Annotated in this window: 17 protein-coding genes and 1 riboswitch; of the genes, 11 read left to right on the top strand and 6 right to left on the bottom strand. The window is 59.7% G+C overall.

Going from position 1 to position 18,084, the window contains the following annotated elements:
- From HNP33_RS17725 to HNP33_RS17700, 6 genes are all read left to right on the top strand, one after another.
- The coding region (locus HNP33_RS17725; RefSeq protein WP_221452120.1) for a midcut-by-XrtH protein at positions 1 to 775 on the top strand (775 nt) is incomplete at its 5' end.
- 598 nt (positions 776 to 1,373) lie between these two features.
- The gene (locus HNP33_RS17720; protein ID WP_184710904.1) at positions 1,374 to 2,498 is read left to right on the top strand and encodes a branched-chain amino acid ABC transporter substrate-binding protein; all 1,125 of its coding nucleotides are present in this window, start codon (positions 1,374 to 1,376) and stop codon (positions 2,496 to 2,498) included.
- A gap of 96 nt (positions 2,499 to 2,594) precedes the next feature.
- The gene (gene livH, locus HNP33_RS17715; protein WP_184710903.1) at positions 2,595 to 3,521 is read left to right on the top strand and encodes a high-affinity branched-chain amino acid ABC transporter permease LivH; all 927 of its coding nucleotides are present in this window, start codon (positions 2,595 to 2,597) and stop codon (positions 3,519 to 3,521) included.
- On the top strand, positions 3,521 to 4,744 hold the full coding sequence (locus HNP33_RS17710) for a high-affinity branched-chain amino acid ABC transporter permease LivM (RefSeq protein ID WP_184710901.1): 1,224 nt from the start codon (positions 3,521 to 3,523) through the stop codon (positions 4,742 to 4,744). Before livH ends, HNP33_RS17710 begins: the two co-directional genes overlap by 1 nt.
- 37 nt (positions 4,745 to 4,781) lie before the next feature.
- Complete coding sequence (gene livG, locus HNP33_RS17705) at positions 4,782 to 5,549, top strand: high-affinity branched-chain amino acid ABC transporter ATP-binding protein LivG (protein WP_184710899.1); 768 nt, start codon at positions 4,782 to 4,784, stop codon at positions 5,547 to 5,549.
- Positions 5,550 to 5,557: 8 nt separating this feature from the next.
- Complete coding sequence (locus HNP33_RS17700; protein WP_184710910.1) at positions 5,558 to 6,259, top strand: ABC transporter ATP-binding protein; 702 nt, start codon at positions 5,558 to 5,560, stop codon at positions 6,257 to 6,259.
- A 74-nt stretch (positions 6,260 to 6,333) separates the two neighbouring features.
- Here HNP33_RS17700 and HNP33_RS17695 read toward each other — a convergent pair whose 3' ends face one another.
- Positions 6,334 to 6,921, bottom strand: a complete 588-nt coding sequence (locus HNP33_RS17695) for a 2'-5' RNA ligase family protein (protein WP_184710897.1) — start codon at positions 6,919 to 6,921, stop codon at positions 6,334 to 6,336.
- Positions 6,922 to 7,132: 211 nt separating this feature from the next.
- Here HNP33_RS17695 and dusA point away from each other — a divergent pair, with 211 nt between their 5' ends.
- From dusA to HNP33_RS17680, 3 genes are all read left to right on the top strand, one after another.
- Positions 7,133 to 8,149 carry a tRNA dihydrouridine(20/20a) synthase DusA gene (gene dusA / locus HNP33_RS17690; protein ID WP_184710895.1) on the top strand — a complete coding sequence of 339 codons (1,017 nt, stop codon included), beginning with the start codon at positions 7,133 to 7,135 and terminating at the stop codon, positions 8,147 to 8,149.
- A gap of 423 nt (positions 8,150 to 8,572) precedes the next feature.
- A complete protein-coding gene (locus HNP33_RS17685; RefSeq protein WP_184710893.1) occupies positions 8,573 to 10,126 on the top strand; it encodes an NINE protein in 1,554 nt (517 codons plus the stop codon).
- Positions 10,123 to 10,572, top strand: a complete 450-nt coding sequence (locus tag HNP33_RS17680) for a hypothetical protein (protein WP_184710891.1) — start codon at positions 10,123 to 10,125, stop codon at positions 10,570 to 10,572. Before HNP33_RS17685 ends, HNP33_RS17680 begins: the two co-directional genes overlap by 4 nt.
- Here the strand turns inward: HNP33_RS17680 and HNP33_RS17675 are convergent.
- The 4 genes from HNP33_RS17675 to HNP33_RS17660 form a co-directional block, all read right to left on the bottom strand.
- Complete coding sequence (locus HNP33_RS17675) at positions 10,560 to 11,477, bottom strand: thiamine phosphate synthase (RefSeq protein WP_184710889.1); 918 nt, start codon at positions 11,475 to 11,477, stop codon at positions 10,560 to 10,562. The two genes, HNP33_RS17680 and HNP33_RS17675, sit on opposite strands and share 13 nt — an antisense overlap.
- Positions 11,478 to 11,528: 51 nt before the next feature.
- Complete coding sequence (locus HNP33_RS17670) at positions 11,529 to 12,335, bottom strand: thiazole synthase (protein WP_184710887.1); 807 nt, start codon at positions 12,333 to 12,335, stop codon at positions 11,529 to 11,531.
- A gap of 159 nt (positions 12,336 to 12,494) precedes the next feature.
- A complete protein-coding gene (gene thiS, locus HNP33_RS17665; RefSeq protein WP_184710885.1) occupies positions 12,495 to 12,692 on the bottom strand; it encodes a sulfur carrier protein ThiS in 198 nt (65 codons plus the stop codon).
- A gap of 46 nt (positions 12,693 to 12,738) precedes the next feature.
- A complete protein-coding gene (locus HNP33_RS17660; RefSeq protein ID WP_184710883.1) occupies positions 12,739 to 13,842 on the bottom strand; it encodes an FAD-dependent oxidoreductase in 1,104 nt (367 codons plus the stop codon).
- A 62-nt stretch (positions 13,843 to 13,904) separates the two neighbouring features.
- Positions 13,905 to 14,020, bottom strand: a riboswitch (TPP riboswitch).
- A gap of 420 nt (positions 14,021 to 14,440) precedes the next feature.
- Between HNP33_RS17660 and thiD the strand changes: the two genes are divergently transcribed.
- The gene (thiD, locus tag HNP33_RS17655; RefSeq protein WP_184710881.1) at positions 14,441 to 15,304 is read left to right on the top strand and encodes a bifunctional hydroxymethylpyrimidine kinase/phosphomethylpyrimidine kinase; all 864 of its coding nucleotides are present in this window, start codon (positions 14,441 to 14,443) and stop codon (positions 15,302 to 15,304) included.
- A gap of 668 nt (positions 15,305 to 15,972) precedes the next feature.
- Here thiD and HNP33_RS17650 read toward each other — a convergent pair.
- Positions 15,973 to 16,530, bottom strand: coding sequence for a gamma-glutamylcyclotransferase (locus HNP33_RS17650; protein ID WP_184710879.1), 558 nt, complete (start codon positions 16,528 to 16,530; stop codon positions 15,973 to 15,975).
- Positions 16,531 to 17,027: 497 nt separating this feature from the next.
- Between HNP33_RS17650 and HNP33_RS17645 the strand changes: the two genes are divergently transcribed.
- Positions 17,028 to 18,035, top strand: coding sequence for a D-2-hydroxyacid dehydrogenase family protein (locus HNP33_RS17645; protein WP_184710877.1), 1,008 nt, complete (start codon positions 17,028 to 17,030; stop codon positions 18,033 to 18,035).
- Positions 18,036 to 18,084: the final 49 nt, after the last annotated feature.

Here is an 18,084-nt window from a genome sequence, read left to right as displayed (position 1 = left end):
AGTTTGTGGTGCGGTACTTGCGCCGACCCCAGTTCGTCTCACTCATCATCCGAGCCTACTACCGCTGCGGCCCGGATTTGTGCAACAAAGCCGTTCGCTACTGGCATGGGCTCAGTCGGTGCCAAATGCATGCGGGGTGGCCACCGGCTACGCTCCACTGTCAGCGCCTGTTCCTGCTGTTCCTGGGCCCACCTTCGGAGGCATTGGTTTGCTCGCGGCTGTATTGGCGTTCGCCGCGTTCAAATATCGCGGTCAGATGCGAGCGGGAAGGATGCTTTGCGCGCTGCTTGCTGCCGCAGCGATGACGGCATTTGTCACGAGCGCCGATTCTTTGGTGACTGTGGTGCGAGCTGCAGCGCCTTTCGAGCTGAGCAACGCCAATGGGGGTACTTTGGCCGACGCTCAAGTGCCTTTTGCGTCTCCTTCGCCACTTGTCTCCATCAGCAATACCAGCGGTCAGCGGATACGTATTGTGAGCAATGGAAATTCGTCGGAGACCGGAACTTGCGTTGTGAGGGCTGAGCTCGCTCCTGGCGAATCTTGTACAACACAGGCTGTTTGCCCTGTTGTCGTGCCGATTCAGATTGCAGCTGATCCAGAAGTGGCATGTGATTCAAACACCCAACTCGATAGCTTCTCGTGGGCCGCGAATGATGGGGGTTCCGGCGGAACAGTGGTGGACTTCGCACCAACACTGGCAACGCCTCCTTCCGTTAACCCCTCGATGTCCGGTGTGGTGATCGATTTCACACGCGCGTTCGGCAAGCCAGCCTGACTATGATGCCGATGGCGTTTTGACCAACTCGGCGCTCCTTGGCTCTGGTATTGCTACGATTACCGCGATCGCCTCACAAGGCTATGGTTTTGGTAGCTCGCTGTCTCCAACCCAATTCTGGGCGTTTCCGTATTCCTGTTAAACGAGCAATGGGGGGAGCGGAGGGGGGCAATAACGGCGGGGGCGGGAACAACTAGCAGGCGTAAGAGCTGTGCTGGAGATGCGGCTTTGAGAGTTGTAGTTGTCCGGGCAAGCGCTGTGAGCTTCGTCAAGGAAACTGATTGCAGCAGCGTTTCATTTCGTCGACGCTGGGGGTGCCAGGATCGATCCTGACAAAAACCATCGGAATGAATTCCGATGGTTTTTGCTTTGTGTCCCGCTTTGTGCCCGATCTCTTTGCAGGTAATGGGGCTTGATGTGTGAAAATCTTCTGAACGAATATCTTGATTACGCTAGCACGAAAGTGACAGTTTTGCCAATCCTTGGCATCCCTGTTGCATGATTTGGCTGTAACGATATGCTCCCCGGATCGCCCATGATCGTTGTTGTCGAAACAATGTAGGGGTGACCAATATTTTGACTACAAAGGATCTGAGATATGAAGGTACCGTTTCGCCTGAACACCTTGGCGGTTGCGTTTGGTCTGGCGGGCTCCCTGTTGGCCGGCGCTGCCCAGGCAGAGAACATCAAGATTGGTGTGGTGATTCCTGCTACCGGTCCTCTGACCCAGTACGGAGACATGGTCAAGGAAGGGGTAGACACCGCCCTTGAGCAGATCAATGCTGCTGGCGGCGTCAACGGCAACAAGCTGGAAGCCGTGGTGGTGGATGATGCTTGCGAACCCAAGCAAGGCCCGGTTGCTGCCAACCGCGTAGTCAATGCCAAGATCCACTATGTCGTAGGCCCGGTGTGCTCGGGTGCAGCCATTGCAGCTGCGCCGATCTACAACAACGAAGGCGTGGTGGTGGTAACGCCATCGGCTACGTCGCCGGCACTGACCGAGGGCAAGAACTTTACATCGGTCTTCCGCACCATTGGCCGCGATGACCAGCAAGGTCCTTTCGCTGCCAAGTTCATCGCGCAAACCATCAAACCCAAGAAGGTCGCTGTGCTGCACGATAAGCAGTCGTACGGCCAGGGCATTGCAACCGCTGTGCGCGATACGCTCAAGGCTGATGGCGTGAATGTGGCCCTGTTTGAAGGCATCAACGCCGGTGACAGCGACTACTCTGCCGTCATCACCAAGCTCAAGAGCGCTGGTGTGGATTTCGTCTACTACGGTGGCTACCACCCAGAAATGGGCTTGTTGCTGCGCCAGGCCGCCGAGCAAGGCCTGAAGGTTCGCATCATGGGCCCTGAAGGTGTGGGCAACCCTGAGATCAACGCCATTGCAGGCCCTGCCGTCGAAGGCATGTTGGTGACGCTGCCTGCAGACTTTGCTTCCAACCCAAAGAATGCCGCGCTGGTCAAGGCATTCAAGGACAAGAAGCGTGATCCTTCGGGCTCGTTCCAGATGGGTTCTTACACTGCAGTCAAGGTGATCGCTGATTCGATCAAGGCTGTGGGTAATGACGCTGGCAAGGTGGCCAAGCACTTGCACACCGCAACCTTTGAAACCCCGCTGGGCAACCTGGCATGGGATGCCAAGGGCGACCTGAAGGCGTATGACTTCCAGGTGTTCAACTGGCACAAGGATGGCAGCAAGACCCCTGCTACGAAGTAATTCGGGTTGGTGAGATGAAGGGCATGGTTCTAAAACATAGAACCATGCCTTCTTGTTTTGGCCGTCACAGCGGCCAGGGAATTGAGGCGGTAAGGTATGAGTGATTTTTTGCCCCAATTCATACAGCAGTTGTTCAATGGCTTGTCACTGGGTGCGATCTACGCGCTGGTGGCCATTGGATACACGATGGTGTATGGAATTATCGGAATGATCAATTTCGCCCACGGCGAAATCTACATGATTGGTGCCTACATAGGTCTGGTGACCTTGTCGGCAATTGGTACGCAAAGCGGCATTCCGGTGTTTGTCGTGATCGGTGCCATGCTCCTGGTGTCGGTGGTATTGACGGGTGTGTACGGCTATGTGGTCGAGCAGGTGGCATACAAGCCGCTGCGCAGCAGCCCGCGTCTGGTGGCGCTGATCTCGGCAATTGGCATGTCGATCTTTTTGCAGAACTGGGTGGCTTTGGGGCAGGGCGCGCGCGATATGGCGGTTCCTTCGCTGCTGCCCGGGGCGTTGAACTTTCACATGGGTGATGGGTTCGAGGTGTTTGTGCCATACACACGCATCCTGATCATCGTCGTGGCCGTGGTGCTGATGATTGCGCTGACGCTCTATATCCGACATTCGCGCATGGGCCGTGCATCGCGTGCCTGCGCGCAAGACATGCAGATGGCCAACCTGCTGGGCATCGACACCAACAAGGTGGTGTCCTTCACCTTCATCCTGGGCGCGGTGCTGGCGGCAGTGGGCGGTGTGCTGATAGCTTTGGCCATTGGCAAGCTCAACCCCTACATTGGCTTTGTGGCAGGTATCAAGGCCTTCACGGCTGCTGTGCTGGGTGGCATCGGCAGCATTCCCGGCGCCATGCTGGGCGGTGTGCTGCTGGGTGTGGCGGAGACTTTCGCCGCTGCCTACATTTCGTCGGAATACAAGGACATCGTGGCCTTTGGCCTTCTGGTGCTGATTTTGCTGTTCCGTCCCACAGGTCTTCTCGGCAAGCCCGAAGTGGAGAAGGTCTGATGAAAGCAAATATCAAAAACGCATTGATTTCCGCCGTGCTGGCGGCGCTGGTGGTGTTGCCCATTTTCGGCCTGCACCTTGAGCGCAAAGGCACGCGCAATTACATCGAACCGCACTGGAATCTGGTGATCTGGGGCTTTGTGATTGTGCTGGTGCTGCAGCTCATCAAGCCGTTTCTGGCCAAGCAGATGGCGCACATCAAGGCCCCAAGCTTGCCTGCCATAAAGCACAGCACCCGCATCACCTTGATGTGGCTGGTGATTGTGGCGGCCATTGTCTGGCCTTTTTTCAGTGGCCGTAATGCCGTCGATATCGCCACCCTGGCGCTCATCTATGTGATGCTGGGCTTGGGCCTGAACATCGTGGTGGGCTTTGCGGGCCTGCTGGACCTGGGTTTTGTCGGCTTCTACGCCGTGGGCGCCTACACCTATGCCTTGCTGTTTCATTGGGCGGGGTGGTCGTTCTGGGAAGCATTGCCGTTTTCGGGCGCCGCTGCTGCACTGTTCGGTTTTTTGCTCGGCTTTCCCGTGTTGCGGCTGCGTGGCGATTACCTTGCCATCGTGACCCTGGGCTTTGGCGAGATCATCCGATTGCTGCTGGTGAACCTGGTGGGTTTTACTGGCGGGCCCGATGGCATCTCCAATATTCCCAAGCCAACGCTGCTGGGTTTTGAGCTGACGCGCACGGCCTCCAAGGAGGGGGCGCAGACCTTGCAGCAGTTTCTGGGCTTTGAGTTCAACACCATGCACATGGTGATCTTCCTGTATCTGCTGGCGCTGATTCTGGCCCTGGTTACCCTGTGGATCAGCAATCGTCTCATCCGCATGCCGATTGGCCGTGCCTGGGAGGCTTTGCGTGAAGACGAGGTGGCCTGCAAATCGCTGGGCATGAACCCCACGAAGATCAAGCTGTCGGCCTTTACCTTGGGCGCCATGTTTGCGGGCTTTGGGGGGGCATTCTTCGCCGCACGCCAGGGCATCGTCAGCCCCGAATCGTTCAGCTTCATCGAGTCTGCGCTGATCCTGGCCATTGTGGTGCTGGGGGGCATGGGCTCGCAGTTGGGCGTGATCGTGGCGGCGATCCTGATCACGGTATTGCCCGAGTTTGCGCGCGAGTTCTCTGAGTACCGCATGCTGATCTTCGGCTTGGTGATGATTCTGATGATGGTGTGGCGTCCACAGGGCCTGTTCCCGATGAAGCGCCACCACGAAGAGTTGAAGTGACCGTAAACACGGATAACGCAAACAGGGAGAAGTGTTTATGAGTCAAACCATGTTGAAAGTGGACGGCCTGTGCATGCGCTTTGGCGGCTTGTTGGCTGTCGACCATGTGGCGCTGGACGTCAAGCAGCAAGAGATCTTCGCCATCATCGGCCCCAACGGCGCAGGCAAGACCACGGTGTTCAACTGCATCAGCGGTTTTTACAAGCCGACCGAGGGAGGTATTACGCTCAACGGGCAGTCCATCGCGGGCTTGCCCAGCCATGCGGTGGCCAACCATGGCGTGGTGCGTACCTTCCAGAACGTGCGCTTGTTCAAGGGCATGACGGTGCTGGAGAATCTGCTGGTCGCGCAGCACCAGCAGGTCAAGCGCAATCTGCTCTCGGGGCTGTTCAAGACCAAGGCCTACCGTGCTGCAGAAGAAGAGGCCAAGGCGAATGCTGCGCATTGGCTCGACGTGATGGGCCTGCGCGCCTTCGCCAACCGCGAGGCGGGCAATCTTGCCTATGGCCACCAGCGCCGGCTGGAGATTGCGCGCTGCATGATCACCAACCCCAAGCTCCTGATGCTGGACGAGCCCGCCGCGGGTCTCAATCCGCAGGAAAAGGTGGAGCTGCAGCACCTCATCGATCAACTTCGCAAGGAGTACGGTGTGACTGTGCTGCTGATCGAGCATGACATGAGTCTGGTGATGGGGGTGTCCGAGCGCATCCTGGTGATGGAATATGGCAAGCCGATTGCACTGGGTGTGCCAGAGGCGATCCGCAATGACGAACGCGTGATCAAGGCGTATCTGGGAGAGTCGTGATGCAGCCGATGTTGGAAATCAAGAGTATCAGCACGCATTACGGTGCGATCTGTGCAGTCAACGATGTGAGCCTGCATGTCAACCAGGGTGAGATCGTTTCGCTGATCGGCAGCAACGGCGCGGGCAAAACCACCTTGCTGATGACCGTGTGCGGCAATCCTCGCGCGACGAGCGGCTCTATCAAGTTTGAGGGCGAAGAGCTGGTGGGTCAGCCCTCGCACCTGATCATGCGCAAGGGCATTGCTGTTTCGCCGGAAGGCCGCCGGGTCTTCAAGGATCTGACGGTGGTCGAGAATCTGCAGATGGGTGCGTTTTTCCTGAGCAAGGATGAGATCGCCCAGGGCATCGACTACGTCTATGGCCTGTTTCCACGCCTCAAGGAGCGGGCCGAGCAGCGCGCCGGCACCATGTCGGGCGGAGAGCAGCAGATGCTAGCCATTGGCCGGGCGCTGATGAGCAAGCCGCGCCTGCTGTTGCTGGACGAGCCCACGCTCGGGTTGGCGCCGCTCATCATTGCGCAGATTTTCGAGATCATCAAGGCCGTGCGCGAGCAGGGGGTGACGGTGTTCCTGGTGGAGCAGAACGCCAACCAGGCACTGCAGATTGCCGACCGGGGCTATGTGCTGGAGACCGGCAGGGTCACGCTGGAAGACAGCGGCGTCAATCTGCTGCGCAACCAGGATATACGCAAGGCCTACCTGGGCGGTTGATCTCGAAAAGGCATTACGCCCAAAGCCGCTGTAGTGCCAGGCACTGCGGCGGCTTTTTCATGGGCTGGGCCAGATCACTGCGGTGCGAATAACTCTAACTGGTGGTCATTGGCAGGCATGATGGGCAGCTCCCAACTTTGCAGCACCTCGTAGCGCCAGCCATTGCCTGTGCCTTGCCGTACCACCAGCGAAATCTGCTGGATCAGCCAGTCAATGGGCTGAATGCGTAGCGTATCCAACGGGGCAGGCGCCCGGTAGCTGATGGTGACATGGGGCGTATGCCCTGTATCGGGGGGCAGGTCTGGTTGCACCTCGGTCCGCAAGAACTGGAGCAGGGCATCAAAGTCGCTGGGCCGGCCCTGGGACAGGAATGACCAGTGGATCCGCTCTTCATCAGGCCAACGGTCGCTGCGAATGCGGTTCAGCCTCAACCGGAAAGCCCGCATCGGCGCGGCCAGAGCGGTATCGCATGCACGCGCCAGTGTCCGCTCTGTGGCATGGCAGGCCTCGTAGGGGCCACATAGCGTCTGGTGCCAGTTGCGTTCGGGGAACATGCGCGCTCCCAGAAACTCGCGCAAACCGCGCTGGTCGACGGCGCTGCTCATACGGCGGAGCACCGGGTCAGACGGTTGGCACATGACCATCATGCGTGAGGTGTCCACGGTCTTCCTCCTGTAGCCGTTACCACAGTGTATGCCGAGGCAGTTGGTGCCGTGTAAGCGGTCATTACGGTGTTGTTGTGGCTTCGGAGTCCGTCTAAATTAAAATGGCGCATTACCAATCATTCGCCGATGCATGCGGCCGAGACCGGCTTTCAGGCATGCAACGGCTTTGCGCCCGGGTAGAAGATCTGCCCCCAGGCTGCCAGATACCATGACCGAATCCCAAAAACACAGCCCCTGGCGCATGAGCGTGGCGCCGATGATGGATTGGACCGACCGCCATTGCCGCTACCTGCACCGCCTGCTCACACGCCACACCTTGCTCTATACCGAGATGGTGACGACCGGCGCCCTGATCCATGGCGATGTGGCACGGCATCTGCGTTTCAACGATGAGGAGCACCCTGTCGCCTTGCAACTGGGGGGGAGTGAACCTGCCGATTTGGCGCAGTGCGCCAAGCTGGCGCAGGAATGGAGCTATGACGAGGTCAACCTCAACTGCGGCTGCCCCAGCGAGCGGGTGCAGCGCGGCGCGTTTGGCGCCTGCCTGATGAACGAGAAGGACCTGGTGGCCGACTGCGTGAAGGCGATGCGTGATGTGGTGGATATACCGGTCACCGTCAAGCACCGCATTGGTATCGACAAGGTGGAAAGCTACGATTTCGTGCGCGACTTTATTGGCACCGTGGCTGACGCTGGCTGCGAGGTGTTCATCGTCCATGCGCGCAATGCCTGGCTCAAGGGGCTGTCGCCCAAGGAAAACCGAGAGATTCCTCCGCTGCGCTATGACGTGGTGGCGCAGCTCAAGCGCGACTTCCCCGAGCTCACCATAGCCATCAACGGCGGCATTGCCGATGACGAAACCGCTGCCGCGCAACTTGCGCAGGTGGACGGCGTGATGGTGGGCCGCGAGGCCTACCACAACCCCTGGTGGCTCGCCCGCTGGGACGCGCTGTACTACGGGGACGTAGCCAGCGATGCCACACGCGAATCGGTGGAAGAAGAGATGGTGCGCTACATGGAGCGCGAAGCTGCTGCCCACGGCACGCACTGGTACAGCATCGCGCGCCACATGCTGGGCCTGCGCCAGGGCATGCCCGGCGCGCGCCGCTGGCGCCAGGTCTGGAGCGACCATCGCCTCAAAACGCTGCCCCCCCGCGAGGTGATGCAGCTGGCCCGCACCAAGCCCGGTCGCCCGGTGGAAGATGCCGAGCTCGCCAGCGTTTAGCCATTTGCTATATATTGAGTAGCGACCATACGCACAGGTAGCGTGCAAGCGCTTGTTTTTCAAAAATTATGTATGCGGGTTCGGGCGCGGTTGGCAGCCCGCACTGAAATCAATGCGCCCTTACGGGCGTTCGCGGGCTTCGGCTTGGCACCACTCATTGAAATCTGCCACCGTCCGCAGCTTGTTTGCACTAGGCTTGCCAGGGTGTCGCTTGCTGTGCAGGCCTGTTTTGCTACATATTTGGTAGCTGTCGCAGCGCGTGCACAGTTGCGTGAACGAATTAGGTCGGTTGATGGGCAATTGCTATACTTCCTATAGTGGCAATCGCCTGTTGGCGCGTGGCAGAGGTGCATCTCACCCATGAAATGCTGCTGATAAAAATCCACCCACTGGTTTTGGCCGGGGTGAAGAGAGGATGCAGGGATGGGGGAAAAACAAGCTCGTCTGGCTTATGGCTTGCTGATTGGGGCAGGCTGGGCTGGCGCGCACCGCTTTTATCTGCAGCGCTATGCCAGCGCGGCGGCGCAGCTGTTGCTGACGCTATTGATGGTTGCACTGTGGAGCTGGGGCGGGCGTTGGGCGTCTTACGCTCCTTATCTGCTGGGCCCCATCCTTTTGTGGTTGGGCCATGATGGCTTTTGGCTGTATGACTATTTCCGGGTGGAAGAGGAAATGGATACCCAACTGGCTGGGTTTGTGGATTCCGGGCGTGCGCCCCTTGTGCGAGCTGCGCCCTTGGCCGCTACAGTCAAGGATGAGGCGCCCTCCCCGGAGGAGACTGATACTCAAAAGAAGGCCCGGGCGATCAAACTGACCAAGAAGCAGATTGCCCAGACGTTGCACGATAACCATCCCAAGGGGGCGCACACCGCCGCAGAGCGCCTGGTTCAATACCTGCAGCAGCGCAGCCGTCGCCCGCAACACGATCCGCACCTGGCTGAAGCCTATCTGTTGCATGGCATGGTGCTCTACCAAACCCAATACCTGGAGGCGGCGCGCAAGAAATTGCAGATGGGTGTGCACCTGGCCGCCCCGTTTGCGCATTTGTCGGTGCAAACCCAGCAGGCTCAGGGTTGGCTCGACCGGTTGCGCAACCCGCAGCTGCAAAGCCCGGCAGGTGCCGGGGCCGTGCAGGTGGAGCCCGGCCAGTATGAGGCATTGATGCGCGCAGGCGATTGGCAACGGGCAGCCCCGTTGTGTGCGCAAATCATCGCCATGCGCCAGTCTGCCAAGGCGGTGGATGTATCCGATCTGGCGGAGCACCATCTGAATGCCATGGAGATTGCACACAGACTGGGCGATCCCGGGCAGGTGCAGGCCCATGGAGTGCAATTGCTGCAGCTGGCCAGCCAGTCAGCTCGTACGCCCGCAGGCCAAAGCCCAGTGCCAGAGTTGTTGCAGCGTCAGGCTATGGAAAAGCTGGGCGATCTGGCCTATGCCAGAGGAGACACTGCTGGAGCCAGTCAGTACTACCGTGACGCCTTGGCGTTGCTGGCGCGCAATGCAGGCAGCGGTGCGCAAATTTGCGGTGTACTGCAGCGGTTGGCACTCAATGCTGAGCGTGCAGGCGATATTCCCGGTGCGTTGGATTACTGGCGTATTGCCTATGAGCATATCGCCACCATGGGTGATGTGATGGAAGACAACGAAGCCGTGTCTGACGTGCTGACGCGCTATGCCGCATTTTCAGTGCGTCATCAGCCTGCCAAGGTCAAGCCCTTGATCGAGCAATCGCTGCGCATTCAGCACCGTGCCTACCGAGGCTATTCGCTGGCCGCGGCGCGTGCCTATGAGGTTTTTGCCGGCTTCATGGCCGAGGTAGGCCAACCCGCCGCGCACTTGGCGCATCTGCAAAAAGCCTTGTTGCTGTACCAGGTGTGTGATCCCGACAATATTTCCCAGATTGCAGCCATGAAAGAATCCATTGTCGCTGCGCAGGCAGTTGCACAAGCAGCAGCTGGCGAGGTGCGCGCATGACGGACGAAGGGCTGCTATATGCCATAAACCGCTACGACCTGCGCGGCTTTTTGATCGAGCCCGCCAGCATCGACCCCTATCTGCAGCGCAGCGCCATCCAGGCCGGCCCCAATGCCATGATGCAGTTTGGCCCGCTGTGGCAGCAGTTGATGGACGTCTTGCCAGAGCTGGCCGATGGCGTGGCCGTGGAGGGCACTCCCGCCTTGCATTGCTGGGTGTGGCCGGCCGACCGGGTGGAGGATTGCGTGCGGCGTCTGGCGGCGCTGGATGCAGGGGTGTTCTCTCAGCGAGTGCAGGCGCTCCAGGCGCGTGGTGCAGCGGGAGGCGGCCATGCACTCGATCAGCTCGAAACAATGCGCCAGTTGGTGCGGCTGCAGGCAGAACTGCGTGCATTTCTGAACGCTGCCGCAGGGCGGCGCGATGCAGTCTTGCTTTACGTGGTGTAGCGCGGCGGCATCAGCGCCATCAAATCGGCAGCAGCTTTTTCTGGGTTGTCGGCATTGACGATGGCGCGTACCACGGCGATGGAGCCAACGCCGCTCTCCAATACTTGTGCAAACTGCGCAGCGCCAATGCCGCCAATCGCCACCTGCGGATAGCTGCGCGTCAATGCGGCATAGCGCATCAGGCGCGCCAGGCCTTGCGGCACGGTCGCCATTTTCTTGAGCGTGGTAGGAAACACCGCCCCCATCGCGATATAGCTGGGCTGAGCCTGGCTGGCGCGCACCATCTCGGCATAGCCGTGGGTGCTGACGCCCAGGCGTACACCGCTGGTGCGCAAGGTGGCCAGATCGGCGCTGCTGAGCGCATCGAGGTCTTCCTGGCCCAGGTGAATGCCGTAGCTGCCTGCTGCGATGGCTTGGCGCCAATGGTCGTTGATGAAGAGTAGGGCGCGCGTACCTTTGACTGCTTCTACCGCCGCCTTGACTTCGCGCTCAACGGCCGCGGCATCCTCGGATTTGAAGCGTAACTGCACGGTGGGGACTCCGGCGCGCGCCATACGGCCCACCCATCGGGCCGTAGGTAGCACGGCATACAGACCCAGGTGTTCGGGACAGGCAGCAAAGGCTCCTGTTTCTGTGCGGGGCTGCAGGCCAAAATCTGCGGCGGTCGCGGGCCAGGCCAGCGCGTCGAACACACCCAGCCGCTGGCTCTGCGCCGACCACGCTTTGGCGATGCAATCTGCATCGATGGCAATAAAGCCCAGCTGACAGCAGGCGGCGACCGCTCCCGCGTACACGGCATCCTGCAGCTGCGCTTCCGCCAAGATAGGCGCGGCCTGCGGCGGAAAATCGGCAAAAGCTGCCTGATGCGCGGCAAGGATGGCTTGGGTGATGAGGCTGGCGTTCATGGCTATTTTTGGCGTATTGTGCTCGTCTGGTATGCGCTGGCAGCTACCCATTCAGGAGTTGTGCCAAAAAGGCGTGCCCAATACCGGCGTGCTCGGTTGTGCCGTATCCTGCGCCTGCATGGCGCCCGCCCGGAAGGCGGCGTGGCCTGCTGCCGTGGCGTCGGCAAAGGCGCCTGCCATGGCGACCGGGTCTTGCGACAGCGCTACGGCGGTGTTGAGCAGCACGCCATCAAAACCCCATTCCATCACCTGGCAGGCGTGACTGGGCAGGCCAAGCCCCGCATCGCAGATCAACGGCACATCAAGGCGTTCGCGCAAGGCCTGCATTGCATACGGGTTGACGGGACCACGGCCTGTGCCAATGGGTGCTGCCCAAGGCATGACAGCCTGGCAACCAACATCGACCAGGCGCTGGCACAGCACCAGGTCTTCGGTGCAGTAAGGCAGCACCTGAAAGCCGTCCTTGATCAGAATGGAGGCTGCTTCGACGAGGTTGAGCGTGTCGGGCTGCAAGGTGTAGTCGTCACCGATCAGCTCCAGCTTGATCCACGGCGTCTCGAACACCTCGCGCGCCATTTGCGCCGTGGTGATCGCTTCCTGTACGCGCATGCAGCCAGCCGTATTGGGCAGTACCGGCACTTGAAGGCGTTTGAGCAAAGCCCAGAAGTCGCTGCCGGTCTCTGCGGCATTGCTGCCCTGGCGGCGCAGCGATGCGGTCACCATGGCCGGTTTGGCCCGGGAGACTGCGGCCTCCAGCACAGCCGGAGATGGATAGCGCGACGTGCCCAGCAGCAGCCGGCTTTGAAAGCGCTGGCCGTACAGAACCAGGGCGTCGTCGGAGGATGAAATGGCAGTCATGGCAAATAATTGGTAGAAAAATGGCCATCAACGCTCATCTGGCAAGCGCGAGCAGCTATCAAAAAGAGACTAAGTTTGCGCGAGCTGGCAAACATGCAGAACCCGGGGCGTGCATTCGCGGCGCATGTCTGTGGATTGCGGGCGCGGTTCATGGGGTCATCATCCGCCCGTGACCGGCGAGATCACTTCGACCTTGTCATTGGCCTGGAGCACCTGGCTTTCGTAGCGCGCCTTGGGCACGAACTCGGTGTTCACCGCTACCGCAAAGGGCGGCTGTGGCCGCAATTGGGCCAGCGCCTGGGCCACGGTGGCATTGGCGGGCAGTTCGGTGGCCTGGTTGTTCAAAAGGATTTGCATCGTCATACGGGTTGAAGTGCCCATCATAGAGGGTGAAAACAGGTTTTCAGAGCAGGTTGACTGCCATGCCAAATTGCGCCGCCAGCGGCGAGCTGCCGGTTTCCACCACCTGTAAGGCGCAATCGAGCACCGCAGGAGAGATCATGAAGCCGTGGCGGTACAGACCATTGATTTCCAGTACACGCGGCCGGGTTTGCCGCAGGGCAGGCAGGTTGTCGGGCAGGGCGGGGCGGCACTGCACACCGATCTCCAGGATGCGCGCCTCGGCAAAGCCGCTGTGGACCGTATAGGCCGCAGAGAGCAGCTCCATGGCCGAGCGAACGCTTGCGGGCGACATATCGTCCGATTCGATCTCGGTGGCGCCGATCACGAACAGATGGTTCTGCTTGGGTGCAATGTAGATCGGGTAGCGCGGGTGCATCAAGCGCGTGGGGCGGCTGAGGTTCACCTCGGGCGCGTGCACACGCACCACCTCGCCGCGCACGCCACGCAGAGCGTTCCACTGCGGTTTGGCACCGAGGCCTCGGGTATCGATCAGCCAGTCTGGCTGGCCGGATTCGCCAGGAGCGAAGTCGCCCACCTCGCGTGGCGTATGCCAGTGCAGGCGCACGCCACCCGCCTGCAACGCGGGCACGAGGGCAGTGAGCAACTGGCGGTTGTCCAGCTGGCCTTCACCAGGCAGGTAATAGCCTTGCTGAAAATGCTGAGCGAGCGCGGGCTCAAGCGCGTGCAGGGCGGAGCGATCCATCGCCTCCAGAGGCGGCAGCTGCGGAATGGCAGCCTGGGTACGTTCCAGAATGCCGCGAAAGCGCTGGGCTTCGGCCGCATCCTGCCGGTGCCATACCACCATGGTGCCTGCCTGCTGAATGAACACAGGATCGGCCAACTGGGCAATGAGCTGCGGCCAGCGTGTGAGGCCGTACTGGCCCATGCGCACTACGCCATGCTCGGTAATCGCCGATTCGGCCAGGGGTGCCAGCATGGCGGCGGCCACATGCGCCGCTGCATGCTCCGCCTCGGGGCCGCCGCGGTCATACAGATCGATGGAATAGCCCTTGTCCGAAAGCGCAAGGGCCAACAGGCGCCCCAGCAGGCCGCCGCCAAGGATGGCAAGTTGGGCAGGAGCGGGAATCAGTGCGTGAGAAGTCATGTTTGCCTATGGTCGCCCGGGCTAGTGAAAGCGACCGGCGCGCAACAGACAAAACAGCGGATGTCTCCGTGTCGAAAACTCCCCACGCCAGCATGGTCTGGATCGGGTGAAAGGGTCTGATCTCAGCCGCGCAGTGCATGCAGCAAATGCATGCACAGGGACACCCCTGTTTCGTCTCAAGCGGATATTAGAACCTGTTTACGATCTCCTCGCGCCGCGACAGTGATTTTCGGGGCGCCCGGCTTGGGATGGGATGCGAGGGGCGCGCCTAGCGGCGCAGTGCGCAGCCAATAGCCAGCTATTGGCAAGCGCTGCAACGACGCAGACCGCCCCTAGCCGGGGCGTCCCTAGCCGGGCGCCCCCAAACCCACTGTCCCTCCGGGTTGGAGTGAAATCGGGAGATTTCTGTGCGCTGGCCTTGCTTGCACCCCGGTGCAAGCAAGGCCCGGCGCTTCGAACTCATTAGAGATCTTAAACACGTTCTAATAACACAGCGCCTGGTGCGGCGGGCCATGCAGCATCAAGCCGCAGCTGCAATCGTGGATAATTTCTGCGCGCCGGGCCTGTGTTGCCCGGCCTTTGTTTTGGATGACCCACCATGATCAGCTCGAATGCCACCGCTTCTGCCACCTTGCCGCGCTATGCCCGGGTGCTGTCGATTGCTGGCTCTGACAGTGGCGGCGGCGCAGGTATCCAGGCCGACCTCAAGACCATGAGCGCATTGGGTTGCTATGGCATGACGGCAATTACGGCGTTGACGGCGCAAAACACCCAGGGCGTGCGCGGCATTCACGGGGTGCCGCCCCAGTTTCTGTGCGGCCAATTGGATGCGGTGCTGCAGGACATCGGCACCGACGCCGTCAAGATCGGTATGTTGCATGCGCCGGACGTGGTGCAGGTCGTTGCCAGTGCCATCGACCGGTATGCACTGCGCAATGTGGTGCTCGATCCGGTGATGGTGGCCACCAGCGGTGACCGCCTGATTGCCGAGGCGACGGTGGGTGAGTTGGTGGAGCAGCTTTTTCCCCGTGCTGCGGTGATTACGCCCAATCTTGATGAGGCAGGTTTGCTGCTCGGGCGCACCATCCAGGGGGCAGATGAGCTGGAGCAGGCGGCCCAAGACCTGCTTGCCATGGGAGCCAATGCGGTACTGGTCAAAGGAGGGCATTTGCCGGGCAACGAGGTGGTGGACTTGTTGGCAGTGGCTGATGGCACCCGCCTGCGGCTGGCTTCGCCTCGTATCCATACCCACAATGGCCATGGCACTGGCTGCACCTTGTCATCTGCGATCGCCTGCCAGCTGGCTTTGGGCTGCGCGCTGCCCGATGCAGTGCAGCGGGGCCGCGAATACATTCTGGGCGCTATCGCCTCTGGCGCCGATGTTCATACCGGCCAGGGGCATGGCCCGTTGAACCATGGCTGGCGGCCACAGCCCCAGGTGATCGTTCACAGCCAGGTGTGAAGATGTGAATGGTAAAAACGACCAAAAAATCCTCTTTTATCTATCTAAATGACGAAATATTTCATCGAAAGGAAAATTTTTTGATGGAAATAATGACGAATTGAATGTTCTATCCCTTGTTCACGGCTCGTTGTGAAGGATTAAGTTACTTTCTTGATTTTTGATATAAGTTGATGATATATATTGATAATAGAGAAAATTTCCGTTGATGTGAAGCACCATTTGTTGAGCAATTTTCAAAGAATTGCATGGGTAAATTCAATAAATGTAAACATTATGTAAATATTCCATTTTGCAGAGGGCACTGTCAACCTGCTTCATGCGCAGCCCGTTGTAGTCTCATCTTTAGGAGATTTTTGACATGACCCCCACTACTGTTTTCAGCATCTGGCCAGAAGACGAACGTGATCGCAAGCGCGCACCAGCATCGCTGTAAACCAATTACTCCCGTTGCAGCCTGCGGGCTGTAACCCGGCAAACGGCTCCTCCAGGGAGCCGTTGCTTACCTCAGGGCTCCATCCCTGAGCCTAGAACCTGGAAACACCATGACCACCCTGTGGCCTGGCATTGCAAGCATTGCAGTCAGGCGCAGGGTGTTTGTTATGGGCTATGTAAAAGCCAAAGAGCCTGCCATGGCAGTCGACTGGCTGAGATGGGGTTGCGGGGGGTCAGGCGTTCGCTGCTGGCGAGAGCTGAAGCAGGCGCTCCAGAGCGCGGTCATGAATCCCTTGCTGCAGCAGCGCAGTAAAGGTGGACTGCGCATAGTCGAGGGTGGTGCCGTAGATACCGCACGACTGCGCAAAAATCCGGCGGTAGTCATCCTCGCACAGGGTACCGGTGCAGCGGGGGCTGGTTTTGGACAGGGTAAAAGCCAGCGCCTTTACGTTGCCGCTCTCGGTCTGGCAGTCGAGCCACTTGGGGTCGTAGGCATCGGTGGCCATTTCACGCTGCCACAGGCGCGGCATCATTTCCGGCACATGGTGGCGGGCAATACGAAAGGCCATGCCCCGGCAACTGCCACCTGAGAACATGCCAAACACGAGGCCCGGGCATTCGGGCGTGCCGCGATTGATGTGGCTCCACATCTTGAGCGCGCGGTGCCAGCCATATACACGGGCGTGGCGGCACTCCAGAAACTCGAACTCCGGACGCCAGATCAGCGAACCATAGGCAAATACCCATAGGTCCTGTTCGCCTCCCCATTCCTCCATGGTTCTTTCGAACATATGCTTGGAGCAACAGTTGCGGGAGCGGACAGCCGATTTCGTCATGGTGGTATCAACCAACAAAGCAGATGGAGAGCAATAGTTATAGCGCTAAGCACGCACAGTTGCTAGCGATGCGCGATGTAAAGCGATGGGCTTTGGTGGCGAAAGCAACAACTGCCTGCGGCTGGGGCATTCCGGTACAACGCAGCGGTGTAGCGGCAGGATGACGGAATTGTCGAACAATCAACGGTTTTTATGAAAACAGATAGTTGATACGCTATTGGTATTTATAGGGGGGCGAAGCCAAGGTGGCCTTTTTGCATTAATAAATGCTATGATGTTCATAGCTTATGAGGCCGCTGGCGCTGCGCAGAAGATTGTTTTTGCCATGCGGCCAAATGGCCAGGGTACCGGCTTTGCTACCAGCAGTTGGGCGCATCAGGATATGCAGCCTCCTGTGGAACTGGGTCATCTGGGCCATCTGGGTGTGGCGTTCGAGGAAAAATGGTCTTCGTATGAATATTGTGATCTTGGACGATTATCAGGATGCAGTGCGCAAGCTGCAGTGCGCGTCGCGCCTGGACGACTACTCGGCCAAGGTATATACGAATACCGTCAAGGGTCTGGGACAACTGTCGGTGCGATTGCGCGATGCCGACATCATCGTATTGATCCGTGAGCGCACGCACATCAACCGCCTGCTTCTGGAAAAACTCCCCCGTCTCAAAATGATCGCGCAGACCGGCCGGGTCGGCTCGCACATTGACCTGACGGCTTGCACCGAGCGCGGCGTCGCGGTGGCCGAAGGTGTGGGCTCTCCCGTTGCACCGGCAGAGTTGACATGGGCGCTCATCATGTCGGCTGCGCGCAGGTTGCCGCAGTACATTGCCAATCTCAAGCACGGCGCCTGGCAGCAGTCAGGCTTCAAGGCGGCCAATATGCCGCCCAATTTTGGCCTGGGTACGGTGCTGCGCGGCCGCACGCTGGGTATCTGGGGCTACGGCAAGATTGGCCAGATGGTGGCAGGCTATGGCAAGGCCTTCGGCATGGAGGTACTGGTCTGGGGCAGCGATAACTCGCGTGCGCGTGCCCTGTCTGACGGGCACAAGGTCGCTCCCAGCAAACAGGCATTTTTTGCGGCCAGCGACGTGCTTTCGGTTCACCTGCGGCTCAACGACCAGACACGCGGCTGCATCAGCTTTGACGACCTATCGATGATGAAGCCGACGGCCACCTTTGTGAACACCTCGCGTGCAGAGCTGGTGCAGCCCGATGCCTTGATCGCCGGGCTCAACCGGGGCCGCCCGGGTATCGCCGCGGTGGATGTGTTCGAGAGTGAGCCCACCTTGCAGGGCCATGCCCTGCTGCGGCTGGAGAACTGCATCTGCACGCCGCACATCGGCTATGTGGAGCTGGACAGCTACGAGATGTACTTTGGTGCCGCGTTCGACAACGTGATCAACTACATCAAGGGGCGGCCAACGAATATCGTCAACCCTGGCGCGCTGCAGGTGAGGCGCTGACAGGCTTGCACGCGGCTTGCTTCAGGGTCTGAGAGGCCTGCTGGCGCCG

It is taken from the genome of Comamonas odontotermitis (assembly GCF_014207855.1).
Taxonomy (GTDB): domain Bacteria; phylum Pseudomonadota; class Gammaproteobacteria; order Burkholderiales; family Burkholderiaceae_C; genus Comamonas; species Comamonas odontotermitis_A.
The sequence above is the reverse complement of the archived record's forward strand: the minus strand, read 5'-3'. Positions and strand labels throughout refer to the sequence as shown.

Excerpts from the sequence above, each read along its gene's own strand:
- thiS (WP_184710885.1), bottom strand. The coding sequence starts at position 12,692 with ATGCAAATCCTTTTGAACAACCAGGCCACCGAACTGCCCGCCAATGCC.
- HNP33_RS17710 (WP_184710901.1), top strand. The coding sequence starts at position 3,521 with ATGAAAGCAAATATCAAAAACGCATTGATTTCCGCCGTGCTGGCGGCG.
- HNP33_RS17675 (WP_184710889.1), bottom strand. The coding sequence starts at position 11,477 with ATGAACGCCAGCCTCATCACCCAAGCCATCCTTGCCGCGCATCAGGCA.
- HNP33_RS17660 (WP_184710883.1), bottom strand. The coding sequence starts at position 13,842 with ATGACTTCTCACGCACTGATTCCCGCTCCTGCCCAACTTGCCATCCTT.
- thiD (WP_184710881.1), top strand. The coding sequence starts at position 14,441 with ATGATCAGCTCGAATGCCACCGCTTCTGCCACCTTGCCGCGCTATGCC.
- HNP33_RS17685 (WP_184710893.1), top strand. The coding sequence starts at position 8,573 with ATGGGGGAAAAACAAGCTCGTCTGGCTTATGGCTTGCTGATTGGGGCA.
- HNP33_RS17645 (WP_184710877.1), top strand. The coding sequence starts at position 17,028 with ATGAATATTGTGATCTTGGACGATTATCAGGATGCAGTGCGCAAGCTG.
- dusA (WP_184710895.1), top strand. The coding sequence starts at position 7,133 with ATGACCGAATCCCAAAAACACAGCCCCTGGCGCATGAGCGTGGCGCCG.
- HNP33_RS17680 (WP_184710891.1), top strand. The coding sequence starts at position 10,123 with ATGACGGACGAAGGGCTGCTATATGCCATAAACCGCTACGACCTGCGC.
- HNP33_RS17670 (WP_184710887.1), bottom strand. The coding sequence starts at position 12,335 with ATGACTGCCATTTCATCCTCCGACGACGCCCTGGTTCTGTACGGCCAG.
- HNP33_RS17720 (WP_184710904.1), top strand. The coding sequence starts at position 1,374 with ATGAAGGTACCGTTTCGCCTGAACACCTTGGCGGTTGCGTTTGGTCTG.
- livG (WP_184710899.1), top strand. The coding sequence starts at position 4,782 with ATGAGTCAAACCATGTTGAAAGTGGACGGCCTGTGCATGCGCTTTGGC.
- livH (WP_184710903.1), top strand. The coding sequence starts at position 2,595 with ATGAGTGATTTTTTGCCCCAATTCATACAGCAGTTGTTCAATGGCTTG.
- HNP33_RS17650 (WP_184710879.1), bottom strand. The coding sequence starts at position 16,530 with ATGTTCGAAAGAACCATGGAGGAATGGGGAGGCGAACAGGACCTATGG.
- HNP33_RS17700 (WP_184710910.1), top strand. The coding sequence starts at position 5,558 with ATGTTGGAAATCAAGAGTATCAGCACGCATTACGGTGCGATCTGTGCA.